The following is a 24747-nucleotide window of genomic DNA, read 5'->3' as shown; positions in this document are numbered from 1 at the left end:
CGATGGAAATCACCAAACCCCTGTGGGCGCGCGGCATTTTCATGACGCCGCAGCACTTCCAGCAGCAGGCGCTGTGGGAAAAGTTCGCCAATGATCATGTCGCCCGCATCGTCAGTCCCGACGCCTGGGGCGTCTGCACTGTCGCACTGGATGCGAAGGCGCTTGCCGTTGACCGACTGCAACTCACCAGGCTCACAGCGCGTCTGCGCGATGGCACGCTGATCGACAGCGAGACCGCCGACTGGCTGCCGGGCGCTCGCAATCTGGCCGACATTCCGGCCAATGTCGACACGGTCACGGTGCTCGCCGGCGTAGCCCTCGTTGATCCTAAGGGCAGCAACTGCGCGGAGCCTGGCGAGAAGTATGCGCGGCCCCGGCGCGTGACGCGCGAATACTTGCATGTCGTCGACATCAACGGCGAGGGAAAAGAAGAGATCAGCGTCGAGCGCCAGATTGTGGCGATGCTGTTCGACTTCGAGAAACCGGACGACTACATTACCTGTCCGGTTGCGCGTCTCATCCGCACGCCACAGGGTCGCTTCGAGCAGGACGAAACGTTTGTGCCACCGTGTCTGCTCCTGTCGGCCAGCACGCGGCTCACGCAGCGCGTGCGACGCCTGTCTGAGATCCTGACGGCCAAGAGCGCCAGTCTTGCGGTACGCCGCAAGGAGCGCTCGGACCAGATCGCTGACTATGCGGTGTCCGACGTTGCGCTCTTCTGGCTGCTGCATTCGGTGAACAGTACGTGGCCAGAACTGGCGCGTCTTGCCCAGGCGCCCGATCAGCATCCTGAACGACTGTACGCTGTGCTCGCACGCCTGGCTGGATCGCTACTTACGTTCTCGACCACAGAGACGCTACAGGCCATTCCCGCGTACGACCATTTCGCACCAGAACCGGTATTTGAAGAGCTGGAATCCCTGATCCGCGCACTGCTGGATGCGGTGATTCCTTCGCGGGTCGTACCTGTCACGCTCGAGCGCCTGCGCACCTCGATGTGGCGCGGCCAGATCAACGACGAGCGGCTCACCGAGGATACCGACTACTACCTCTCGGTGCGCGCATCGATGCCAGCTCACGCGCTGCTTGAGCAGTTGCCGAAGCTGTGCAAGATGGGTGCGCCCGACGAGGTGGAGCAGGTTGTCAACTCGGCGCTCGCCGGTATTCCGTTGCGCGCCGTATCGCGTCTGCCGGCCGCCATTCCCGTGCGCATCGAGAACCAGTACTTCGCCGTCGACAGTACCGACCCCGCGTTTGCGCGGATGATCGCCGCCCGCACGTGCCAGATCTATCTGCCGGCATCGATTCCCGAAGCTGAGCTTGAGCTCTATGCGGTGCTGCCGTCATGAAGATCGCCTCAGCCCGCTCCATTCCAGAACTACTGCCCGTTGCTTTGCGCGATACCGCACGCACGATCGTGGCGCTGTCTGGCAAACGCACGCCATCGCTTCACGATCTACGTGAGCAATGCGATAAGCAGGTCGTCAGTCTGCGTGAGGAGTTGTTGCGACGTGGCCATCCACACGACGTGATCGACGATGCACTCTATGCGCAATGTGCCTTGCTCGACGAGGCAGCGCTCAATGGGCTGGGCGAAGAGGAGCGCGATGCGTGGGCACGCGAGCCCTTGCAGGTCAAGATGTTCGGCCGCAATGATGCTGGCGAGGAACTGCTGCGGCGCATCGGCCAGCGTCTGCGGGAGCCCAGGCCAGTCCTGCCCTTGCTGGGCATCTTTGCCGCCGTGCTGAGCCTCGGATTCAGAGGGCGCTATGCCGCGAACGAGGCTGATGCGCGCACGAAGCTCATTCACGCGATCAATGAGCGTCTTACCCGAGCCATGGGCATGGACACAGGTACAACACCGGATTTATCGGGCCCGCTAGTGGTGAACCCGACACACTGGCGCAGGCGCCCCCTGTCGCCGCTCGCGTGGGTCCTCATGGCGTGTGTGGCTGCTGGACTTGTGTGGTTTGCCATCGACCGCTGGCTGCTGTCGTCGATCGCCGGCATGGCGCATTGAGGCACTTATGCGTAAAGGACCCGGACTATTCGAGCGGATCACGGGGCATTTTGCCGATGGCTCGGTCGTGAGCGACTTCTCCGTTGAAAACCAGACCTTCCTTTCGGTGCGGGACAACGTCGAGCGGATTCTGAACAGCCGGCGTGGCTCGCTCGCCCACCTGCCGGACTTCGGGCTCGACGACCTATCAGAAATCTATCGCCATCTGCCTTCGTCGACGCACAAGCTGCGCAACGCCATTGAATCGACTTTGCTCAAGTACGAACCGCGCCTGGAGTCGGTCGGGATTGAGGTGACGACTCCGGAACCCGGCATGATGGTCAGTTTTACGCTGGCTTGCCACATGCGTCATGAAGGGCTCGTGCGGTTCGACACAGTCTTCACGCCGGACGGCAAGACGCGGCTGAAGATGCGCCAAACCGCACTTGACCGCTACTAAGTTCTTTTCAAACTCATCAGGGAGAGATTCCGTGGCAACGATGCTGGCAGTGAAGGGCAATAAGACGACCACCGGAGGCATGGTGCTCGACGGTGACGAAAACTTTTCAGACGAGAATGGTGCCCTCGCGAAAAATGGGGGACTCGCATCCTGTGGGCGCTGCGGGCAGAACGGCCCGATGCTGGGAACGGCGCAAAATTGGGGATTGACGGATAACGTCGCTGCCGTGAAGGACAACGACATCGTGGCGTGCCAGTGTCCGCGAGGGGAGAACCGTGTGATCGCCCGTTCCGAATTCTACGACGAGTAAGCCCAGTCAGGCGGTACCGCCGGTGGGCAGACAGCAATTGACGAGGCATATACAGAGGCATGCGAGAATCGTCACCGTGTCGACCCGCGCTCACTGGTCCAGCGAAAGCATGCGCGCCGGATCCAGCACCGTCATCTCGCCCTGCAGCCCTGCAATCCGGCGAGCGATTCCAGGCTTGTCCGCATCTTTGCGACTGCTCGCGGCCTTCAGTGCCTTGAATAACTGCAGCTTGATCTCGAACACCAGCGCCGGGTCCCAGCGCACGAGCGGTAACGAAACCGCGGCCGCATCCAGTTCCAGCAGCAGCGCCATGGCCGTATCCGCCCGCCCGGCATTCTGTGCGAGACGCGCCATCACAAAACGCTGCAGGAACCGGTGCCGTTCCGTCTTCATGCCAGGTAGCCCTTCTAGCCACGCAAAGGCCACCTCAATGCCATCGCGCGCCGTGATATCCCGCGCCTGAGCCTCGATCTCGGGCCAATCTCCTGCACCGCCCTCCTCGCTATCGGCGGATACGGGCAGCGGCGCTACAACCTCCCCAGCTTCCAGATCTCGCACGACCGCGTGTCGAGCGATCCACTCCAGTGTCGTATCGTCCGCGAACGGCGTGCCGTCATTGAACGACAAGCGCTCAATGCCGGGTAGTCGCTCGAGAAAAAGCGCGAAGTCGGCGCGCAGCAGTTCGCGCCATGCGCTGTACGGCACGCCCGCGTGGTCAAGCGCCACATGCTGAAAGTGCTGCAGATCGAACCATAGGTGATTGACACCCTCCATGAACGCGCCTTCGACCCGCTCCAGTAGTTCGTTCCACTGCTTCTGCAGCACGAGCCGCTTCATCTGCGCGCGCAGTTCCGGACGCGGGCCAGCGAGCCGCGTATGCGAGGCGGCATCCGTCGGTGGCACTTCGTGCAGGGTATCCCAGCGTATGCATCGCACAAGCCGCGCTGACGGCAAATAGCCCTGCTCCTGTTCACGCAGCCACGTGGCCATCGTGCGCGCCTGCTCCAGCAGATCGCGTGCCGAAGCTATCGTGCCAGATGCGCTTGCGCCAGTCATGGCGGGCGCGGTTGCCTGCTCAGCGTCGGCGCCAGCGATGGGTTCATCCCGGCGGTCGAATCTTGAAATCAAGGGTTCCAGGTTCGGACGCGCGGCCTCTGCCCAGGTGGCTGTCTGCGTCACCAGCACATCGAGCGCGGCCAGTGAGCGCTCCAGCGCGCGTTCACGTTCCGAAGATGCAGACTCCCCGCTTCTGTCGAGCAACTCGACCATGCGCGCCGTGGCCAGCATGTCCAACGCGCCCTTCTTTGCCTCGGCGCGCGCGGGCAACACGGTTTCCCCAAACCGCTCGACGAGCGCGGCAGCCAGTTCCAGCCCATCTGCAAAACCTGCCGGGCCGTCCTGCCTCAGGCGCGCGCCAGCATAGTAGCCGGCCAGTCTCAGATCCTTGCCGGTTTCCCTGAGCAATTGTTCGCATGTACGCACGATTAGTGCATCGTCGATGCCCGAGAGCCGGGTGGCCTCGTCCTTCAGCGTAAAAAACGCATCCTCGTAGCCGGGGTCGCGTCCCACGCCACGATCCCCTGGCAGCGGCTGTAACCAGTCGCCCCAGGTATCAAGACGCGAGCGGGTGAACTGCTCCACATCTCGCGACGGAAACAGCGTTCTGAGCAAGCCGGAAAGCATCAACGGATCCTTAACAGACAAAGCAGGCAGGAAAAGTCATTGCGCCGGGGCGTTGGGCTGCCCCGGCGCGGTTCACATTGACAACGCCCGGTCAGCTCTTGGCCTTGGGCATCTGCGACACCAGCGACAAGCCAATATCCATGCCTTCGACCTGGAAGTGCGGGATGATGAAGAGCTTGATGCGGAAGAAGCCCGGGTTGTCCTCGATGTCCTCAACGGTCACCTTCGCTTCGCGCAGCGGATGCGAGGCCTGCAGTTCATCGCCCGGATCCTTCATCTCGGTGACGAGGCCCTTGATCCAGCTGTTCAGTTCGAGTTCGAGCAGACGCCGGTCCTTGGTTGTGCCGATATTCTCGCGCTGAATCAGCTTGAGGTAGTGCGCGATACGCGAGAGCAGGAAGATGTACGGCAGGCGCGCATTGATACGGCTGTTGGCCGTAGCCTCCCTGGTCTCATAGAGCGAGGGCTTCTGCGCGGAGCTTGCCGAGAAAAAACACGCGAAATCGTGGTTCTTGTAGAACGAGAGCGGAATGAAGCCCAGGTTCGCGAACTCGAACTCGCGCGTCTCAGGGATTAGCACTTCGGTCGGGATCTTCGCCTGGGTACCGGTGCCGAGGTCGTATAGATGGACCGGCAGATCTTCGACCTTGCCGCCTGCCTGCGGCCCGCGGATCTGGACACACCAGCCATTATTGACGAAGCTGCGGCTCATGTTGGCCGCAAACGCGAACGAGGCATTCACCCAGCAGTATTTGTCGTGATCCGGGCCCGTCACTGCTTCTTCGTAGTTGAACGCCCGCACCGGCACCGTGTCCTTACCATATGGCAAGCGGCCGAGCACGCGCGGCATCGTCAGACCCACATAGCGCGCATCGTCCGTGTCGCGGAAGCTCTTCCACTTGATGTACTCGGCGCGGTCGAAGTAGTTGCCGATATCCTGGATCGCCGCCACTTCCTCCATCGACTGCTTGCCGAAGAAGGCCGCGCCCACCGAGCCGATGAACGGCATGTGGGCAGCAGCCGCCACCTTCGAGATGTTGCGCAGCAGAGCGATGTCCATCGGCGAGTTTTCGAACTCGAAATCGCTGATCATCGCGCTGACCGGTTGGCCACCCGGCGTGTCGTACTCCTCGATGTACGTAAGGCGATACAGACCGCTCTGGATGAGTTCGGGCGTATCCTCGAAGTCGCGCTGCAACGACTCCTTCGATACGTCGAGCACCTCGATGCGCGCATTACGGCGGAAATCTGTCTTGGAAACCAGCATCCTGAGACCGCGCCAGCGGCCTTCCAGTGCCTGAAACGCCTGTGCGTGCATTACCGCATCGAGCTGACGGCTGATCTGGCGGTCAAGCTGGCCGATATGGAAATCAAGCAATGACTTGTCCAGACGCTCGACCGGTTGGCTCGTCTTTGCGACCAGTTCAAGGAAAGCGCCCATGCCGCGCGCGATGCGCTCGTCGGCGGAGGCTTCGGAAAGCGTGTCGCTATCCCGGAACGCCTCCATCGGGCGAGCCTCGGCGACAGGCTTGAAATTGATTTTGCTGCACAGCGACGCATATACACTATCGGGGGCGTCGAGCACGACTGTCTCAGCATTACCCTGGCGTGATTCATTCTGTTTCATCGGGATTCCTGTCGGATTCTGTAAGGCTGTCTGGTGACGAAATGCAGTGAAGGCCATCTTTGGCCGACGCCGCTCAGGCATGGCCTTCAGGCTGAGTGGCCGCCGTCGCCAGTTGCGCCAGTTCTCCGCGCAGTTTGTCGGACAGACGCTTGTCTTTCAGGACCTTCTCGAACTCGCGGCGGAAAGTGGCGTTATCGAGAAGGTTGGATTTCAGGTCGCGCAGCAGGTTGCGCATCGCGAGCAGCGCCTGGAGCTCTGGAATCTGGCGGGCGACCTGCTCCGGCTCGAAGTCCTTCATCGAACGGAACGAGAGATTCACCGGCAGTTCGGAGCCGTCGGCGGCCAGCGTATTCTCCGCCGCGAACTTCAGGTCCGGCGCGTAGTCCGCGAGCACTGAATCGAAGTTGTTCTTGTCGATATTGACCTTCCTTCGCTCAGCGAGCGGCGCCTGCTCACGGCCTGCGCTGAAGTCGCCCGCGACCAGCAGCTTGAGCGGCAACTCAACCTTTTTCTGCGCTCCGCCGGTGTGCAGATCGAGCGTTATCGAGACACGACTTTTAGGAATTTCTCTCTGAAAGCTATCCATCAGTTATCCTTACAAATAACGTTGAAACTCTCCGCAGAAATCAACCGTAGCGACAGAAAAGCATTCCGCATACGCACTGCGAATGCTCATCCAGAGTGCTCTTCGTGACCGGGTTTCATTCATGCGACCCTATTGGCGGATCCTATTAAACAGGTTTACCAGCACTCCGTCAAAGCCTTCTCGCAGAGAACGATAAAAATATAATCTTGAATTAAAGCGAGCAGCATCTTCAATTAGATTCTTTGCGACAACGCACAATTTTCAGAGATTTCTTTTAATTCCGCAGATGCCTTAGACATTTCACGTAAGTGCAAAAACTCGTCATACAGCGAAACGCCATCCAGATTCATCGATAAATTATTGACAATTCTCAATATAAACAACGAGGCTCATGCGCAATGAGCCACAAAAATTCAATCAATATTTTGATATAGCTATCTTTGAATAATTAATCTGATAAGACGTCAGATAATTCACTACATCTAGTCGAAAATTGGCATATAGAATCTTCCGCGTAACGGAAAAAATAACCCAAACCTGCACCAGACGTTGGCGCGCATGATCACATTGACCTTGGGCCGCAACAGGCTCCCACTTACGAACCCTGTCTCCGGCATAGCACGCCCCGAAGGCGTCGGCATGCGCGATCTGCTGCACGGTACCGCGCTGCTAGTGACCTCGCTGAGTGCAGGGGGAACCGTCCAGAATGCCGCACGATTTCGCGAGCGCTGCGCACAGCTCGTCTCTCAGTTCGCAGATGCGCTTGCGCGGGGGGACTACCCCGAGAACGTCCAGCACGAAGCGTTGTTAGCCCAGTGTGGGCTGCTCGACGAAGTGGCGCTGCGCAACCTTCCCGCTGACACACGGACAGCGTGGGAGCTGCAACCAATGCAGGTTGAACGCTTCTCCATCCATGACGCCGGCAGACGCGTCATTGACGCCATCGAAATGCAGTTGCATACCCCATCGCCGCACGTCGGATTGCTTGAATGTTATGCCGCGATTCTCAGCCTGGGATTTATGGGTCGTTATGCGCGCGAGGGCGAGACCAGGCGCGCGGCGCTGATAGCGGCGCTCGATGCGCGGCTTCAGTCGCTTCGCACTACCGTTGACACCCCCTTTGTAGTCGATGCGGCTGAGTTGCGGCTTCCCGGCAAACTCCGCCAGTCTGCACCGTGGATATCAGTGGCATTCGGATTCCTGGTTGTACTGACCGTATGGGTGATCGGAAGCAGGATGCTGGATACGCAGCTCGCTCAGATCATCCCAGCGAAGGTCAAGACTGGAAGCATCCGGTCATGAGATCGGATCTATCGATGCTGACGGCCGGAACCCATGCAGCACCGGCGACGGGCCATGATGGCTTGGGATATCCCCTGCGCGCTATGGTTTTGTTTGCCGTCGCACTCGCACTCGCCGTCATCTGGCTGGTGAGCCGATTGCCTGCCGGACTGTCAGCCGCGCTGGCCGGCGCTATCCTGCTCGCCGGATCAGCGCTGATGTTCTGGCGTACGCGGCTCGTAACGGTGGCACGTCGGGACTACGCACACGTGCTGGCCGCACTGGGTTCGGCAACTGCCGACATTCCGCTGCGCCTGCGTACCCGTATGCCGCTCGTGCTAGTCACCGGCGACGATCTACCCGCGCTGTTCGACCGGCACAACGGAGCGCGCTTTGCGTATGTCGGCGATGGCGCGATCTGGCTGCGCGTGGACCGCTCCCAGGATCTCCCACGCATTGCTACGGCGGTCAGGCAATGGCGCGACGGGCGGGTGCCAGACGGAATCGTGCTGGTGGTCTCCCCCGCCCGCTATACGGACGAGGACACGCTCTCGCAGTCGCTGCGCGTGGTGCGGCAAGCCACTGCGGACGCAGCACGCATGCTGGGCTCGCGCCCGCTTCCAGGCTATGTCGCGGTCTATCAACGCCTCTCGTCCGGCGGCCTGCGGGGTTTGACGCAGGGACTTGTTCACGGGCACAGCGCCACGCCGTCGGCAGATGCTCCCACACCGCAGTGGTATGGCGTGTCGTCCGGCACCCAAGGTCTGGATACGCAACATTTTACGACGGTGATTCGTGCTGCTAACAATGAAGCCATCCGTGACGCGGACGGTATCGTGTCGGCGACTCGCGCGGCCGCCCTCGCGTCTATTATGGGCTGGACGCAGCGCGTCGTGATCCACGCACTCGTTGACACGCGGCAACCCGCTGCGCCCTGGGCGCTGTATGGCGTTGGCTGGATTGACTGTGGACCGGCGTGCGGACCTGGCCGTCCCTGGGAAAGCGACGTCCAGAGGCACACCGAAGTCTCGCGCGTGCCCGCCTGCGCATCGCCCATGCCATGGCCACTCCCTCAGCCGTTGATCCGGGCGATGCCCCGACGATTCTGGATGTCGCCACGCGTGCTCGCGCTCGCTCACGCACTGGTGCTAGTGACCTGCGCTGCGGCCGCCGCCTGCCTCCTCTCGACGCAGCACAACCAGACGCTGCTTGCACGCATCGCAGCGGATCTAAACCGCTACGCGGCGATTCCTGCCAGTCACGACGCGGCGAAGCGCGACGCGTTGCAGGCGCTCGTTGCCGACCGCAATGAGCTTCAGCGTTACGCAAGCACCGGCACGCCCTTGCCCCTCTCATTCGGTCTGTACCGGGGCGCCAGGCTTATCCCTCCGCTCAACGAAGCGATTACCTCGTATCAGCCGCCACCGCCGCCGCCCCAGATCGTGACGCTCGACAGCATGTCGCTCTTCGACAGCGGCAAGGCTCAACTCAAGGACGGCTCGACCCGGGTCATGGTGAGCGCGCTCGAAATGATCAAGGCGCATCCGGGCAAGCGGATCCTCGTGGCAGGCCATACCGACAACGTCGGCGACCCCGGCAGCAATCTGAAGCTCTCGACAGCTCGCGCCGAAGCCGTGCGCAACTGGCTTATCGAGGCCTCCGGGCTGGTGGCTACCCAGTTTGCAATCCAGGGCTATGGCGATACCCGCCCGCTTGCGGATAACAGCACGGAAGCCGGCCGGACAAAAAATCGCCGCGTGGAAATCACACTCGTCCCTGATGCGCAAGCAGTAGCCACGCCGGTCGCCCCGGCATCAGGTGCACCCCATTCAGCCGGATAACACGGTTTAGTCCCCGAAGCATGGGCTTCGGGATTGTGTAGCCCAGCGGATGACGCCGGGCGATTGTCGCAGCAAGAAGAGGAAGTGAAAATGGCAATTCCGTCATACATGTGGCTCAAGGACGATGGTGGCGCAGACATCAAAGGCTCAGTCACGGTCCAGGGTCGCGAAGGCAGCATCGAAATCACGAAATTCGATCACAGCCTGCACATTCCAACCGACGGTAACACGGGCAAGCTGACGGGTACGCGTGTGCACGCGCCGATCACGCTGATCAAAGAAACCGATGCGTCGACGCCGTATCTGTACAAGGCCGTGACCAGCGGCCAGACGCTGAAGTCGGCCGAGATCAAGTGGTACAAGATTGACGACGCGGGCAAAGAGAAGGAGTACTTCAACACCAAACTCGAGAACGTGAAGGTCGTGGCAGTGCGTCCGAAGATGCTCGACATCAAGATCCCCGACTACGAGAAACACAACCACCTCGAGGAAGTCGAACTGCGCTACGAGACGATCACCTGGTCGTACAAGGACGGCAACATCATCCACAAGGATACCTGGAACGAGCGTTCCTGATTTCCGGTGGTCTGAGGGTCGGTCCGCGGATCTTTTTCCCTGGTAATGCCGGCCCTCCCTTGCCGGTCCGCTGATGTTGCGGGCTGGCCTTTATATACACAGGTCAAGGGGTGGTGACTACTATCTTTTCGCCTGCGCGAGTGGCCCGAACATGAACGTGCACTACGACCGAAGCCCTTCCTTCCGTGATACGAACCAGCTTCTTCAGCGACTCAATCCTCACTGCGCTAGGGCGCTTGAGGCTGCGGCAAGCCTGTGCCAGGGGCGTCTGGCGGACGAAATTTCAGTCGAGCACTGGCTGCTCAAACTGATCGAGTCTGGGGACGGCGATATCCCGGCCATCATGAACCATTACGAACTGGACGTCGATGCCATATGGGACGTGCTGCTAAGGGCGATCGATCACAGGCCGCGTAACCTGCGCGGGCGCCCGAGCCTCTCCCCGCAACTGGCCGCTGTGCTCCACGACGCCTGGTTTCATGCGTCGGCTGGGAACACGACAGGCGACCCGATGATCCGCTCCGGCCACGTCCTGCAAGCAATCATCGAGGCGCCGCACGTCTTGCGTGCAAATAACGCATGGCCACTACTCTCCATCAGCAGCGCGCAGATCCAGCGCCTGCTACCGCGCCTCGGAAACCGGACCTGCGAGAACCCGGTGGACAATCTAGAAGCGCTGCCTGAATCATCCTCGGGGGGGACGGCCGGCGCAGATCAAGCGCCACAGGAAGCCGCAGTAGCCGCCGCACTCGCAAACCGGCGCCAGGCGGAAGGCGACGCGCTTGAGCGCTTTGCGATCGACATTACGGCCAAAGCGCGCGATGGCAAAATCGACCCGGTCTTCGGACGCGACCGCGAAATCCAGCAGATGGTCGACGTGCTCGCGCGCCGGCGCAAGAACAACCCGATCCTCGTCGGTGAGCCCGGCGTAGGGAAGACCGCACTCGTCGAGGGTCTCGCGCTGCGTGTGGCCGACGGCACGGTGCCGAACGTGATCCGCAATGTGCGCATTCTTACGCTCGACTTGGGGCTGCTCCAGGCGGGTGCGGGGGTAAAGGGCGAATTCGAGCAACGCCTCAAAACCGTGATCGAGGAGGTTCAGGCTTCAAATGTGCCGATCCTGCTCTTTATCGACGAGGCGCACACGCTAATCGGTGCGGGTAACGCTGCGGGTGGCGCCGATGCTGCGAACCTGCTAAAGCCCGCGCTCGCCCGCGGCGAACTGCGCACTATCGCCGCGACAACCTGGTCGGAGTACAAGGAATACTTCGAGCGCGATGCCGCACTGGAACGGCGCTTCCAGATGATCAAGGTCGACGAGCCCGACGACACGGCCGCCTGCCTGATGTTGCGCGGTCTGAAGGAGCGCTATGCGAATTTCCACAACGTGCATATCCGCGACGAAGCACTGGTCGCCGCAGTCCGGCTCTCGCGCCGCTACATTCCCGCCCGGCAACTGCCCGACAAGGCCGTCGATCTGATCGATACGGCGGCCGCTCGTGTGCGTATGGGCCGCGAATCGCCCCCGGCAGAACTGCAACGTGCGCAAGCTGAAGTCGCTGCGCTTGAGTTGGAACTTGCGATGATCGAGGATGACGAGCGCGCGGGTATCGAGATCGTTGAGGGGCAGCACGGCTCATTGGACACCGCGCTCACCGAGGCAAAGACCCGGCTGGACGGTCTCCAGCAACGCTACAGCCAGGAACTGGAACTTGTCCAGGCGCTGCTTGAACAGCGCGAAGCTGTCGCTTCCGGCAACCATGCATCACTCACGCCCACGCGCGAGGCACTCGCACTCGCACAAGGCAAAACGCCGCTGATCTTTGCAGACGTGGACGCCCATGCAATCGCGCGCGTAGTAGCCGAATGGACGGGTGTGCCAGTCGGCAACCTCCTCGAAGACGAACTGATAGGACTTCTGACGCTGGAAGCACAGCTCGCGAAGCGCGTCGTCGCCCAGGACGAGGCCTTGGCGGCCCTTGCGGAAAGCCTGCGCACAGCGAAGGCCGGACTGAAAAGCGAGCACGCGCCGCTCGGTGTCTTTCTGCTCGTTGGTCCATCTGGTGTCGGCAAGACCGAAACCGGACTGGCACTGGCCGACCTGCTCTTTGGGGGTGAAGCCGCGTTAACCACGATTAATATGTCGGAGTACCAGGAATCGCATACTGTCTCGCAGCTAAAGGGGTCACCGCCTGGCTATGTGGGTTACGGCCGCGGGGGTGTGCTAACCGAAGCGGTACGCCAGCGCCCGTACAGCGTCGTGCTGCTCGACGAAGTCGAAAAGGCTCATCGCGACGTACTTGATATCTTCTATCAGGTGTTTGACCGAGGAACAATGCGCGATGGCGAAGGACGCGAGATCGATTTCCGCAACTGCGTCATCCTCATGACGTCCAATCTGGGCAGTGCGCAGATCGACGAGGCGACAACCGACAGGCCGGAGATGGCGCAGGCCGCGCTCCTCGAAACCATTCACCCGCAACTCGTAGAGCACTTTACGCCAGCGCTGCTCGCGCGCTTCCAGACGCTCGTTTACCGTCCTCTCGGCGTCAACGCGCTTGCCACCATTGTCCGTCTCAAGCTCGCGAAGGTAGCTGAGCGCCTACGCCGACAGCACCATGTCGAACTCGTCTGCGACGACACGCTGATCGCAGCAATGGCCGAACTGTGTCTCGCGCGCGAATCGGGGGCACGCAACGTCGACGCGTTCCTCAATCAGCGAATCCTGCCTTCCGTGTCGCGCGAGTTGCTCACACGCATGGCGAGCGGTGGTGCACCCGCGACCATCACCCTCTCAAGTTCACCCGATGGCAATCTGACCATCGACTTCGTAGACCACGAGGACAATCAGGCACCCGCTGCCTAATCCGTTCGAGCAGCCATGGCCGGACGCAAAAATCAGTCGATTGCGTCCGGCCATGGAGAAGTCATCAGAGTCGGCTATTAGATTCTGCGAAGAACTGAAAAGGCGCTGCGTGCCTCTTCCACCTCACCCCCTCAAATATCCGCTCACCCTCCCCTCCTCAAACGGCCGCGCCTGAATCTCCATCCGCGCAATACTTTGCAGATGCACTTCATCCGGACCATCTGCGAAGCGCAGCGCGCGCCCCCACGTCCAGCTATCGGCCAACGGTGTATCCGGGCTCAACCCCATCGCGCCAAACACCTGCATCGCACGCTCGCAAACCGCGGTATGCACAGTCGGCACTAGCGCCTTGATCATCGAAATCTCCTTGCGCGCGGTCTTCGCGCCCACGGTATCGATCATCCACGCTGCCTTCAACACGAACAGACGCGCCTGATCGATTTCAATGCGCGACTTCGCGATCCACTCCGCCACGGATCCATGTTCATGCAGACGCTTGCCGAACGCCGTACGCGCCTGCGCGCGCTCGATCATCAACTCCAGGGCCAGTTCCGCCGCGCCAATCGAGCGCATGCAGTGATGGATACGCCCCGGTCCCAGCCGCGCCTGTGCGAGCGCGAATCCACTGCCTTCCGCTCCCAGCAGATTCTCCTTCGGCACCCGCACGCCCTTGAACTCGATTTCGCAATGCCCCTCAGGCGCCGTGTGATTCACCACCGTGATATTGCGGATGAGGGTGACGCCCGGCGTATCGCGCGGCACGAGGATCATGCTTTGCTGGCTGTGGCTCGACGCATCGGGATCGGTCTTGCCCATCACGATGAAAATCTGGCAGTTCGGATGCGCGGCATTCGTGATGAACCATTTACGCCCGTCGATCACGTAGTCGTCGCCATCGCGGCGAATACGCGTCGTGATATTCGTCGCATCCGAAGAAGCCACCGCCGGCTCCGTCATCGCGAAGGCCGACCGGATCTTCCCATCGAGCAGCGGTTCGAGCCATTGCTTGCGTTGCTCGGGTGTAGCGAACATATGGAGCAATTCCATATTGCCCGTGTCCGGTGCATTGCAGTTAAATACTTCGGATGCCCAGGGAACGCGTCCCATGATTTCGGCGAGCGGAGCATATTCCAGGTTACTCAAGCGCATGCCCGGCTCGTCGTCACGCAGATGCGGCAGGAAAAGATTCCACAGTCCTTCCGAGCGCGCCTTGTCCTTCAACGCTTCCATGAATGACACAGGATACTGTCCTGCATTGACTTCTTCATGCCATTGATGAATGCGCGGCACGATGTGCTTGTCCATGAACGCGTTCAACTGGGCGCGCAGCGCCTCGACTTTCGGGCTATAAGCGAAGTCCATACTGCTCTCCTCTATCGGGTTGATTGCCGCTAATGGCAACGTTCAAATCGTCAAACCGCCATCCACGACGATGCACTCGCCGTTGGTATAGCTCGACGCATCGGAGACGAGATACAACACCGTGCCGGCCATTTCGCGCGGCTCGGCGTGGCGGCGCATCGGAATCTTGCTGATCGCATGTTCATAGAGCGCTTCGTCCGCAAACAATGCACCCGCGAAGCGCGTTTTGGTGAGGCCCGGCAACAGTGCATTCACGCGGATGCCCAGCGGACCGCATTCCTTTGCGAATGCGCGCGTCATGTTCACCACACCAGCCTTGGTGATCGAATAGATGCCTTGCCGGTCGCCCGGTTGCAGCGCGTTGACGGATGCGGTGTTGACGATCGCGCCGCCGCCATGTTCGCGCATCAGCTTGCCCGCTTCCACTGACATGAAGAAATAACCGCGCAGATTGACTTCAACGGTCTTCTCGAACGACGCAAGATCAGTGTCCAGAATATGGCCGAAATACGGATTTGCCGCAGCGTTATTGACCAGGATATCGAGCCGACCATGACGCTCACGAATATGGCTGAAAATCGCGTGGATATCCTCGATGCGACCTACGTGGCAAGCAAAGGCCTCGGCGCTGCCGCCACTTTCGCGAATGCTTCGCGCCACGGCCTCGCAATCGTCGATCTTGCGGCTCGATACGATCACATGCGCGCCCTGCTCCGCCAGCAGTTTCGCAATTTCTTCACCGATACCGCGGCTAGCACCCGTCACCAGTGCGATTTTCGATTTCAGATCGAACAGATTAGTCATCTTAATTAACCTCGATATTGCTTGTTCGGATTGAATAGTGATTTGCTTTTAAATCAACGCAACGCCCATTTGCGCCAGCGCGCCCGCCATTTCGCCGACCTGCCGTGCCTTGTCGTTCGATGCGTTGCCGCCCAGTGCGCGCTTTTTCACCCCTTGTGCAATCGAGGCGAGGCGGAAGAAGCTGAAGGCCAGATAGAAATTCCAGTTCCCGATCGCGTCGATACCACGCAACTTGCAGTACTGCGCGACGATCGCCTCTTCGTCGGGCACACCCAGCGCCGCGCGATCCAATCCCGCCAGCCCCGCGATATGGCCGTGACGCGGCAAGCGCAGGCACATGCAGAAGTACGCCAGATCGGCGAGCGGATTGCCTAGCGTAGACAGTTCCCAGTCGAGTACCGCGCGCACACGTGGCGTGCCGCGCTCAAAGATAAAGTTGTCGATACGGAAGTCGCCATGCACGAGCGTGGGCTTGCCGGATTCCGCCGGACAATGTGCTGGCAGCCAGGCGATCAGCGCTTCCATGGCCTCAAGCTCACCCGTCTGCGCGGCGCGATATTGTGTGGTCCAGAGATCGATCTGGCGTGCGAAATAATTTCCTGCACGTCCATAATCCGCCAGACCAACGGCATCGACGTTCACATCGTGCAGCACCGCCATGGTTTCGATCAAGGCATCGTAATACGCGCCACGGCGTTCGACGCCTACTTCGGGCAACGCCGGGTCCCAGAATGTCTCGCCATCCTCGAAACTCATTACGTAAAACAGGCTGCCGATAACGTCGCGATCCTCGCACAGATGCAGCGCTCGCGCGACCGGAACTGGCGTCTCATGCAGCGCTTTCAGCACCCGGTATTCGCGGTCCACTGCATGCGCGGATTTGAGCAGCGCGCCTGGCGGCTGGCGTCGCAGGACGTAGCGCCCACCAGGCGTTGTCAGCAAAAAGGTGGGATTGGATTGGCCTCCCGCGAACTTCTCGAAAGTCACCGGTTCCTGAAACCCCGGCACGTGCGCCACCAGATAGCGCGTGAGTGTGTCGATGTCGAATTGAATTGGGCTATTCATGCGTGAAGTGCAAATCAACCATAAGTGACGAGCTTGCGGCGCTCGGTGCGTTCGAGATGGGGCAGCGCGTTGAAGCCAACCAGCGACATCGCGCTTTCGTTGAAGACGTACTGGCTCACGCTGCTGTTGCGAATCTGCATATTGAGCGCGATAGCAGCAGAAGCCGGCGCCTCCAGAATCTGTTGCGTGAATACGGCGATGGCGCCGCCCGAGCTGACCGCCAGCACGCGCTTGCCGCCCATGCGCTGGATCGCCTCGCGAGCACGCGCCACGCGCGCCTGAAACTGATGCCAGGTTTCAGGCAGCGCGCCCGGCAAGCGGTCTTCCGACCACAGCAGCAGCGCGTGTTTGAGGGCTTTATAGAAGTGCTTGAGGTTGCCGTCGGCGGGCGCGGGCGGCATCAGGCCGCTCGATTCGAGCGCTTTGAACAGCGCGTGAAAATCGTATTCGTTGAGATCGGCGTCCTGCACGACGTCGACCCTCGGCGCACGCATGCCTTCGAGCAGCGCTTCGGCGGTCTGCTCATGGCGACGCATCGTGCCGGTGACGATGCGGTCGAACTGCATGTCCGCCTGCGAAAAATATTCGCCGAGCCACGTCGACTGAATGCGCCCGGAGGGCGACAACGCGTCGTAATTCTGGGCGCCCAGCGACGCCTGCCCGTGCCGTACCAGATAGAGATCCGCCATGCCGTCCTCGCGTGAAGATTGCTGAGACGATAACGGGCCCCGCGGCATTCAGGAAGTTTATTCTATTTATACGCCACCATAACTAACGGTGATGGTCGAACGGCTGAAGGTTCTTCTTGCGCATCAGGCTGGCGATCTGCTCGCGCAGCCAGCGATGCGCGGGATCGCCAGCCACGCTGCGGTGCCAGTAGCCGTGCGACTCAAGGCCCGGCAGGTCGAACGGCAGTTTCAGAATGCGCGCGTCATAGCGTTGCAGCAGCGTGAGCGGCGCGGTCAGCGCGAGGTCGGTGCGCATGGCGATCAGCGGCGCGACCAGATAGTGCTGCACGCGCGTGAGAATGTTGCGGCGAAGCCCGAGCCTCGTCAGTTCGGAATCGACCAGGCCCGGCCCCTGGCGGCGGCTGGAAATGTGGATATGGCCCAGGCTCAGATAATCGTCGAGCGTGAGCTTTTTCTTCGCGAAGGGATGATCCTGGCGCACGAGACACGCATAGTGGTCGCTGCCCAGCGGCGCCTGTTCCAGTTGCGGATCGTCGATCAGCGGAGCGTCGATCGCCAGTTGGACCTCGCCGCTCGCCAGCGCCTCCGGCACTTCACGGCGCGTCGTGAAATAGCTCTCGATGCGGATGCCGGGCGCAAGACGCTGCAACACCTCTTCGAGCGCGGGCAGCAACATCGCCTCGGTGAGGTCGTTCATGCTCAGGCGGAACGTGCGCTGCGAGGTCGCCGGATCGAAGCGCTCGCCCGCATGCGTGCTCGAATCGAGCAACTGCAACGCTTCGCGCACCCGGCCGATGATGTTCTCCGAAACGGGCGTGGGCACCATGCCCGCCGGCGTGCTCACGAAGAGCGGATCGTCGAAGGTCTTGCGCATGCGCGCCAGCGCATTGCTCACGGCGGGCTGGGTGATGAACAGCAGTTCCGCGGCGCGCGTGAGGTTGCGCGTGCGATAGACCGCTTCGAAAACGATGAAGAGATTCAGGTCGATCCTGGAGAGCGGCATGCGGGGTTCTTCCGGCGCGGGGCGGGTGAGCAGGCAAGTTGAGCGCGACTATACCGCGCGCCGGATCACGGCATTTGACTTCTATTTTTACCCGGGTAAAAATAGGCCCATGACTCCGGAATGAGTTGACGATGATGACGGACAGAATTCAGGCCAATGGCGTCGACCTCGGCTACGACACGTTTGGTGATGAGCATAGCGAGGCGATGCTGCTGATATCGGGGCTCGGCACCCAGCGGCTGCGCTGGAGCGTGCCGTTCTGCGAAGCGCTGGCCGCGCGCGGCTATCGCGTGATCCGCTTCGACAATCGCGACGCGGGCGCATCGACGCATTTAAGCCACGCCACCGCGCCCGATATCGGCAGCCTGGTCGCGATGCTGACTAGCGGCCAGCGTCCGGCGTTGCCCTACACCCTCTACGACATGGCCGCCGACGCCGTGGCGCTGCTCGACGCGCTCGGCATCGAGCACGCACATTGTGTCGGCCGCTCGATGGGCGGCATGATCGCCCAGATTCTCGCCAGCGAGCATCGTGCGCGCGTGCGTTCACTCGTATCGATCATGTCGGGCACCGGCAATCCCGCGCTGCCGCAGGCCGCGCCCGACGTCATGGCGCTGATGATGCGGCCCGCACCCGATCCGCGCCCGGCGGGATTGCCGGCCGACGCCGCGTTCGTCGAACACAGCCTGACGTTCGCGCGCCGCATCGCCGGTACGGCCTTCCCCTTCGACGAGCAACGCCATCGCGACCTGCTGCGTGAAGAGCGCCGATACGCGCACGATCCCGGCGCGTTCGGCAGGCAGCTTGCAGCGCTGGTTGCCGCGGGCGACCGGCGTTCGCAACTTGCAACCATCGATGCACCCACGCTCGTCATCCACGGCGCGGACGATCCGCTCATCTTGCCAGCATGCGGCTCGGACACGGCCAATACGATCCCAGACGCCGATTTCCTGCTGATCGACGGCATGGGTCACGACCTGCCCGAAGCGCTGAACGATACGCTCATCGACGCCATCGACCACAACGCGCGCCGTACACGGTCGCGCTAGCATTTTCGCGCGCCCGGTATCCTATGCGCCGTCCGGTCGCGCGGCGATGCGCGCCGCTCTACCAGGATCTCCCAGAATTCCCAGGAGCCACGCGATGCAAATGGAAACCGGGTTTATCGGGCTGGGCGTGATGGGCACGCCGATGGCCCTCAATCTCGCGCGCGCGGGCACGCCGCTCGCGGTCTGGAGCCGTTCGAAGGAGCACTACGACGCCCTGCGCGAGGCCGGCGCGCGCACCGCCGAACATGCGGACGCCGTGTTCGCCACCTGCAGCACCGTCATCCTCATGCTGGCCAACGATCAGGCCATCGACACGGTGCTCGGGCGTGGCACGCCCGCGTTCGGCGCGCGCGTGCGCGGCCACGTGATCGTGAATATGGGAACGAATTCGGCGGACTATTCGCGCACGCTGGGCGGGGCCATCGAAGCCGCAGGCGGCCGCTATGTCGAAGCGCCGGTTTCCGGTTCGCGCAAGCCTGCCGAGGCGGGGCAGCTCGTCGTCATGCTCGCCGGCGCAAACGACGATGTGCAAGCGGTGCGCGCGCTGGTCCGGCCGCTGTGCCGCGAAAGCTTCGTGTGCGGCGCCGTGCCCGCCGCGCTGACCATGAAACTCGCTGTCAACCTGTACCTCATCACGATGGTCACGGGTCTGAGCGAAGCGACGCATTTCGCGCAAAAGCACGGCATCGATCTCGCCTTGTTTGCGAACGTGCTCAATGCGGGTCCCATGGCCAGCGACGTTTCGCGCATCAAGATCGACAAACTCGCCGCACAGAACTTCTCCGTGCAGGCCGCCATCACCGACGTACTGAAAAACGCGCGCCTCGTGGCTGAAGCGGCGCGCAGCGCGAACATCGCCTCGCCGCTCCTCGATATCTGTCACGCGCTTTACGGTGAAACGGAAGCGCTGGGTCTCGGCCAGCAGGACATGGTCGCAGTCGTACGCGCGATCGAGCAACGCACGGCGGCCGTCGATCCTCATGCGCGATCCTGACAGCTACAGTCTCACCGCTTCATCCCACACTCCATGATTACCCTTCGCCCCTCCACACCCGCCGACGGCGCACGCGTGCTGCAAATCTGGCGCGACGCCGTCGATGCGACCCATCATTTCCTGTCGCCCGAAGACCGGCTCGCCATCGACGCCGAAGTTGCGACGTTTCTGCCTTCTGCGCCGCTCGAGCTTGCAGTCGATCAGGATAACCAGGCAATCGGCTTCATGCTTTTGAATGGTAGCCACATGGAAGCGCTCTTTGTCGACCCGGCGCATCATGGCGCTGGCGCTGGGCGGAAGCTAGTAGCGTCCGCGCTCGCCCGTCATCCCACGCTGACCACCGACGTCAACGAGCAGAACCATCAGGCGACGGCTTTTTACGAGCGGCTCGGCTTTGTGCGCCGCGGCCGCTCGGAGCGCGACGGCCAGGGCCGCGCCTATCCGCTGGTGCATCTGCGCTTTTCTGCGAATCCCGCGCCTGCTTCATCAACCAGTCGCGAAACGCAATGAGTCTGGGCAAGCTCGCACATTCGGGCCGATACACCACGTAGTAAGCCAGCGAAGAACCGTACGCAATCTGCGGAAACAGACGCACGAGGCGCCCGGCGGCCAGATCGTCACGCGCCATCACGCTGCGCGCGAGCGCAATGCCCTGCCCGTCGATAGCGGCCTGCAATACCGCCGCAGAGTTGTTGATCTTCATTCCGCGCCGTGTGGCCGCGTCCTGCACGCCCGCAGCCTCGAACCACGCGTCCCACGTTGCAAAGCCCGCATGGCTGTCCACCGAAAGATCGTGGATCAAGGTCTCGCGCGCCAGGTCGCGCGGCGCGCGCCATTTGCCTTGCCTGGCCAGCGCTGGCGAGCACACGGGATAGATCTCCTCCTCCATCAGCTTTTCCGCCGTCAGTCCGGCCCACGAACCCGCCCCATAGCGCACGCCAATATCGATTCCTTGAGCGGCGAAATCCATCAGCTTCAGGCTGGTATCGAGCCGTACGTCCGTGTCCGGATACTGCGCATGAAAACCCTCGATACGCGGCAACAGCCATTTCGCCGCGAACGCCGGGCTGACCGTCACCGTCAGCACGCCGTTCGCCGCGCCTTCTTTCAAGCGCTCCAGACCCAAGGTCAGGCGATCGAAACCCGCGCGGATATCGGGTAACGCACGCTCGGCAACTTCGGTGGCGACGAGTCGCGCGCGGCCACCTGTGCCCCGCGCAAACAGCGGCGTGCCGAGCCACTCCTCCAGACTGCGCACGAGTTGTCCAACGGCAGCAGGCGTGACATGGAGTTCTGCCGCCGCGGCGGAAAAACTCTGGTGGCGCGCGCTCGCCTCGAAGGCGCGCAACGCATTGAGATAGACCGGCGTCGCCATGTTTGAAAGATTTTCTATCAGATAAGCGCAGATTATCTCATTTGAGTCTCGTCGTGCAGCCGCCCAGAATACGCTCAATGCAGAGATCAAATCTTTCCTCTCTGCCCCCTGAAAAAATTCGAGGAGTTGGTCATGAGCAACAGTTTTTCTAATCAGGTCGCTATTGTCACGGGCGGCGGATCGGGCATTGGCAAGGAAGTCGCGGCGCGACTCGTGAAAGCAGGCGCGAACGTGGTGATCGGCGGACGCGACGAAGGCAAGCTCAAGGTCGCTGCCGCGCAGATCGACCCGAGTGGCGCACACGTGCGCTATCTGGCCGGCGATATCGCGCTGCCCGCAACGGCCGGCGCGCTGGTCGCGCTCGCCACGCAGGCGTTCGGCGGCGTGGATATTCTCGTCAACAACGCGGGCATTTTCCGGCCCAAGGCCTTTCTCGACGTGACCGAGACCGAATACGACGGCTTTCTCGACACGATTCTCAAGGGCAAGTTCTTCATGGCTCAGGCGGCAGCCAGGGCGATGCAACTGCGCGGCGGCGGCGCGATCGTGCAGACCGGTTCCCTGTGGGCCTTGCAGGCGATTGGCGCGACACCTTCAGCGGCCTATTCCGCCGCCAATGCGGGCGTTCATGCGCTCACGCGCAATCTGGCGATCGAGCTTGCGGCATCCCATATCCGCATCAATACCGTCGCGCCGGGCGTGGTGGAAACGCCGGTCTACAACACCTTTATGAGCGACGACGAGGTGAAGGCCACCCTGCCCGCGTTCAACGCGTTCCATCCGCTCGGGCGCAACGGCCAGCCCGCCGACGTCGCCGAAGCCATCCTGTTCCTCGCCTCGCCGCAGGCTTCGTGGATCACGGGGACCGTGCTGCCGGTGGACGGCGGCGTCATGGCAGGACGCCACGCGTAAGCGCTTCTTTGAAGCCCTTTAATCACCTACTGGATTCGACCATCATGATGCAGGACTGGAATAGCTACCGCGACGCATTGCTCGAACGCGTTGGCGACTACGCGAAGATTTCTCCCGATGTGGTGCGCGGCCTGATGACCATCGACAACGCCGCAGCCAAAACCGCAAAGCTCGAACCGAAGATCCACGAGTTGATCGCGCTGGCCGTCGCCGTGACCACGCGTTGCGACGGCTGCATCGCCGTGCACACAAAAAAGGCCGTCGAACACGGCGCAACGCTGGAGGAAATTTCCGAAGCGCTTGGCGTAGCCATTGCATTGAACGCGGGCGCTGCGCTGACCTACTCCGCACGCGTGCTTGACGCGCACGCTGCGCTTCCTGCTAATTGATCGACATCCGGCGTCGGCACACTCGCTGCCGGCGCTGCGCCCTGGAATACGCTCATGCTTGTCAACGCCGACTTTGCGCGCCGCGCGATTATCGCGGGAGACCGCTACGAATGGGTACGCTCGCCGCAAACTGGCGTCGAGCGCGTGATGCTCGATCGCGTCAGTGCATCAGGCAATCACGAAAAAGCACGCGCCACGAGTATCGTGCGCTATGCGCGCGGCTCGCACTTTCCACGCCATACGCACGATGGCGGCGAGGAAATTCTCGTGTTATCCGGCTGCCTTTCCGAAGGCGACCAGCACTATCCCGCCGGATGGTATCTGCGCAATCCGCCGGGTTCCTCTCATCAGCCCGCCAGCGAGGCCGGAGCCGTTATCTTCGTCAAACTCAGGCAGATGGCGGCCACTGAAGCACAGAGCGTGCGTATCGACACGCACGCGCCCAACGCATGGATACACGAACACGGCCGTGCGATATGCCCGCTCTTTGAAGACGCGGAGGAGCGCGTTGCGCTCGTGCGGATATCTGCTCATGAACGGATATTTGCCGATGCTGTGAAAGGCGCTGAATTGTTGGTGCTCGACGGTGAAGTTTCCGTTCGCGATATCACGCGCCTTGCGCAAGGCAGCTGGCTGCGTCTGCCCGCAGGTGTGCATCGCGATGTGAAGGCTGGCGCTGAAGGCGCGACGCTATATCTGAAAACGGGCGCGTTTCGCGGACTGCCGGAAGGAGGCGCGCAATGAACGCACGTATTGGCATCATCGGCGGCGGGCTTGCGGGACTCTATGCGGCGCTGCGTCTGCAAGCGCGCGGCATCGAGGACTTCGTGCTACTCGAAGCGGCTGGGCGATTCGGCGGACGCATTGAAACCGTAACGGCGGGTCATGATGACGCCCGCTTCGATCTGGGTCCGACCTGGTTCTGGCCTGAAATCCAGCCAGAACTCGATCATCAGGTGTGTGAACTCGGGCTGGAGCGCTTCGCACAGCACGAGACCGGCGATACCTTGATCGAACGCTCGCCTGACATACCGCCCACGCGCACGCGAGGCTATCCGGGCGCGCCTACGGCGATGCGACTCGTGGGCGGCATGTCTGCGCTCACCGAAGCGATACAAGCGCGGCTCGCACCTCAACGCTTGCATGGCGAGCAGCGCGTCACGCGCATCGCCGCGCAGCGCGATGGCATCGACATCCACGCAGCGAATCCGCAAGGTCGAGTAACGACATACCGTGTCGACCGTGTAATGCTGGCCTTGCCGCCCCGTCTTGCTGTGGCGTCGATCGAGTTCAGCCCGGCGCTGCCCGATGCCCTGACAAACGCATGGCGCGAGACGCCAACATGGATGGCGCCGCATGCGAAGTATCTCGCGGTCTACCCGCGCGCGTTCTGGCGCGAGCGCGGCCTGTCTGGCGAAGCGCGCAGCGCGAGCGGCCCGCTCGCCGAGATTCACGACGCTGCTACAGTCAAGGGCGACGCCGCGCTGTTTGGCTTTATCGGTCTTCCCACCGATTTGCGCGCCAGAGTGGGCGAAGCAGCGCTTCTGGCCGCTTGCCGTGCGCAACTGGTGCGGCTGTTTGGCAAGGAAGCCGCCGAGCCGCGCCTGGAAGTTATCAAGGACTGGGCGGCGGCCAATCTCACCGCAACGGCGGCGGATCGATCCGCTACGCCCCATCATTGGGGTGCGCCGGAAAGCGCCCCGATCAGCGGCGCATGGCGCGGACGCCTGGCAGGAATCGGTAGTGAATGGTCAACGCGATATCCAGGCTATCTCGCCGGAGCCATCGACGCCGCCGAAGCAGCGATCGGTACGATGTTCATGGAAAGCGCATCATAAAATCCGCTTACCGCGCGACGCAGATCGCATAACCCGGC

General features: G+C 61.8%; 23 protein-coding genes and 1 pseudogene. 15 read left to right on the top strand and 9 right to left on the bottom strand.

Annotation, left to right across the window (positions count from 1 at the left end):
- The first annotated feature begins 2 nt into the window (after positions 1-2).
- From tssK to F3J17_RS02500, 4 genes are read left to right on the top strand one after another with little or no spacing between them, the layout of a single operon-like run.
- Positions 3-1349 (top strand): type VI secretion system baseplate subunit TssK, encoded by a 1347-nt coding sequence (gene tssK / locus F3J17_RS02515; RefSeq protein WP_167053450.1) that lies wholly within the window; start codon positions 3-5, stop codon positions 1347-1349.
- Positions 1346-2020, top strand: coding sequence for a DotU/TssL family secretion system protein (locus F3J17_RS02510; protein ID WP_167053448.1), 675 nt, complete (start codon positions 1346-1348; stop codon positions 2018-2020). The genes tssK and F3J17_RS02510 overlap by 4 nt, the downstream gene beginning before the upstream one ends.
- A 7-nt stretch (positions 2021-2027) precedes the next feature.
- Positions 2028-2459: a type VI secretion system baseplate subunit TssE gene (gene tssE / locus F3J17_RS02505; protein WP_167053446.1), complete on the top strand. Its 432-nt coding sequence runs from the start codon at positions 2028-2030 to the stop codon at positions 2457-2459.
- A 40-nt stretch (positions 2460-2499) separates the two neighbouring features.
- Positions 2500-2769 (top strand): PAAR domain-containing protein, encoded by a 270-nt coding sequence (locus F3J17_RS02500; RefSeq protein WP_205194624.1) that lies wholly within the window; start codon positions 2500-2502, stop codon positions 2767-2769.
- Between the two features lie 90 nt (positions 2770-2859).
- Here F3J17_RS02500 and tssA read toward each other — a convergent pair whose 3' ends face one another.
- The 3 genes from tssA to tssB form a co-directional block, all read right to left on the bottom strand.
- Positions 2860-4452 (bottom strand): type VI secretion system protein TssA, encoded by a 1593-nt coding sequence (gene tssA, locus F3J17_RS02495; protein WP_167053442.1) that lies wholly within the window; start codon positions 4450-4452, stop codon positions 2860-2862.
- A gap of 91 nt (positions 4453-4543) precedes the next feature.
- The gene (tssC, locus tag F3J17_RS02490) at positions 4544-6079 is read right to left on the bottom strand and encodes a type VI secretion system contractile sheath large subunit (protein WP_167053440.1); all 1536 of its coding nucleotides are present in this window, start codon (positions 6077-6079) and stop codon (positions 4544-4546) included.
- Between the two features lie 73 nt (positions 6080-6152).
- On the bottom strand, positions 6153-6665 hold the full coding sequence (gene tssB, locus F3J17_RS02485) for a type VI secretion system contractile sheath small subunit (RefSeq protein WP_167053438.1): 513 nt from the start codon (positions 6663-6665) through the stop codon (positions 6153-6155).
- Between the two features lie 639 nt (positions 6666-7304).
- Between tssB and F3J17_RS02480 the strand changes: the two genes are divergently transcribed.
- The 4 genes from F3J17_RS02480 to tssH all read left to right on the top strand — a co-directional run bounded on the left by F3J17_RS02480 (position 7305) and on the right by tssH (position 13229).
- On the top strand, positions 7305-7967 hold the full coding sequence (locus F3J17_RS02480; protein ID WP_240160724.1) for a DotU/TssL family secretion system protein: 663 nt from the start codon (positions 7305-7307) through the stop codon (positions 7965-7967).
- Between the two features lie 14 nt (positions 7968-7981).
- Positions 7982-9787, top strand: coding sequence for an OmpA family protein (locus F3J17_RS02475; RefSeq protein ID WP_240160723.1), 1806 nt, complete (start codon positions 7982-7984; stop codon positions 9785-9787).
- 90 nt (positions 9788-9877) lie between these two features.
- On the top strand, positions 9878-10363 hold the full coding sequence (locus F3J17_RS02470; protein ID WP_167053432.1) for an Hcp family type VI secretion system effector: 486 nt from the start codon (positions 9878-9880) through the stop codon (positions 10361-10363).
- Between the two features lie 151 nt (positions 10364-10514).
- Positions 10515-13229, top strand: a complete 2715-nt coding sequence (tssH, locus tag F3J17_RS02465) for a type VI secretion system ATPase TssH (protein WP_167053430.1) — start codon at positions 10515-10517, stop codon at positions 13227-13229.
- A gap of 123 nt (positions 13230-13352) precedes the next feature.
- Here the strand turns inward: tssH and F3J17_RS02460 are convergent, their stop codons facing one another.
- The 5 genes from F3J17_RS02460 to F3J17_RS02440 all read right to left on the bottom strand — a co-directional run bounded on the left by F3J17_RS02460 (position 13353) and on the right by F3J17_RS02440 (position 18152).
- Complete coding sequence (locus tag F3J17_RS02460) at positions 13353-14591, bottom strand: acyl-CoA dehydrogenase family protein (RefSeq protein ID WP_167053428.1); 1239 nt, start codon at positions 14589-14591, stop codon at positions 13353-13355.
- 42 nt (positions 14592-14633) lie between these two features.
- Complete coding sequence (locus F3J17_RS02455) at positions 14634-15395, bottom strand: SDR family oxidoreductase (RefSeq protein ID WP_167053426.1); 762 nt, start codon at positions 15393-15395, stop codon at positions 14634-14636.
- Positions 15396-15443: 48 nt separating this feature from the next.
- The gene (locus F3J17_RS02450) at positions 15444-16460 is read right to left on the bottom strand and encodes a phosphotransferase (RefSeq protein WP_167053424.1); all 1017 of its coding nucleotides are present in this window, start codon (positions 16458-16460) and stop codon (positions 15444-15446) included.
- A 14-nt stretch (positions 16461-16474) separates the two neighbouring features.
- Positions 16475-17149, bottom strand: a complete 675-nt coding sequence (locus F3J17_RS02445; protein WP_167053422.1) for a histidine phosphatase family protein — start codon at positions 17147-17149, stop codon at positions 16475-16477.
- 82 nt (positions 17150-17231) lie between these two features.
- The gene (locus F3J17_RS02440; RefSeq protein ID WP_167053421.1) at positions 17232-18152 is read right to left on the bottom strand and encodes a LysR family transcriptional regulator; all 921 of its coding nucleotides are present in this window, start codon (positions 18150-18152) and stop codon (positions 17232-17234) included.
- 131 nt (positions 18153-18283) lie between these two features.
- Between F3J17_RS02440 and F3J17_RS02435 the strand changes: the two genes are divergently transcribed.
- The 3 genes from F3J17_RS02435 (at position 18284) to F3J17_RS02425 (ending at position 20705) form a co-directional block, all read left to right on the top strand.
- The gene (locus tag F3J17_RS02435; protein WP_240160722.1) at positions 18284-19201 is read left to right on the top strand and encodes an alpha/beta hydrolase; all 918 of its coding nucleotides are present in this window, start codon (positions 18284-18286) and stop codon (positions 19199-19201) included.
- A 94-nt stretch (positions 19202-19295) separates the two neighbouring features.
- Positions 19296-20195 (top strand): NAD(P)-dependent oxidoreductase, encoded by a 900-nt coding sequence (locus F3J17_RS02430; RefSeq protein ID WP_167053419.1) that lies wholly within the window; start codon positions 19296-19298, stop codon positions 20193-20195.
- Between the two features lie 33 nt (positions 20196-20228).
- Entirely contained in the window at positions 20229-20705 is a 477-nt protein-coding gene (locus F3J17_RS02425) for an acetyltransferase (RefSeq protein WP_167053417.1), read from the top strand.
- Here F3J17_RS02425 and gcvA read toward each other — a convergent pair.
- Positions 20671-21570, bottom strand: a pseudogene (gene gcvA, locus F3J17_RS02420) (transcriptional regulator GcvA); the annotation flags it as partial. The gene F3J17_RS02425 and the pseudogene gcvA overlap by 35 nt on opposite strands.
- Before the next feature lie 132 nt (positions 21571-21702).
- Between gcvA and F3J17_RS02415 the strand changes: the two are divergent.
- Genes F3J17_RS02415 through F3J17_RS02400 form a run of 4 tightly spaced genes read left to right on the top strand, consistent with a single transcriptional unit; the run spans position 21703 to position 24709 of the window.
- The gene (locus F3J17_RS02415; protein ID WP_167053415.1) at positions 21703-22482 is read left to right on the top strand and encodes an SDR family NAD(P)-dependent oxidoreductase; all 780 of its coding nucleotides are present in this window, start codon (positions 21703-21705) and stop codon (positions 22480-22482) included.
- A 44-nt stretch (positions 22483-22526) separates the two neighbouring features.
- A complete protein-coding gene (locus tag F3J17_RS02410; protein ID WP_167053413.1) occupies positions 22527-22871 on the top strand; it encodes a carboxymuconolactone decarboxylase family protein in 345 nt (114 codons plus the stop codon).
- Between the two features lie 54 nt (positions 22872-22925).
- Positions 22926-23615, top strand: a complete 690-nt coding sequence (locus tag F3J17_RS02405) for a cupin domain-containing protein (protein ID WP_167053411.1) — start codon at positions 22926-22928, stop codon at positions 23613-23615.
- Positions 23612-24709, top strand: a complete 1098-nt coding sequence (locus F3J17_RS02400) for an FAD-dependent oxidoreductase (RefSeq protein WP_167053409.1) — start codon at positions 23612-23614, stop codon at positions 24707-24709. Before F3J17_RS02405 ends, F3J17_RS02400 begins: the two co-directional genes overlap by 4 nt.
- The last annotated feature ends 38 nt before the right edge of the window (positions 24710-24747 follow it).

Source organism: Burkholderia sp. Ax-1719 (assembly GCF_011753055.1).
Classification (GTDB): domain Bacteria; phylum Pseudomonadota; class Gammaproteobacteria; order Burkholderiales; family Burkholderiaceae; genus Paraburkholderia.
This window is presented reverse-complemented; position numbering and strand designations above follow the sequence as displayed.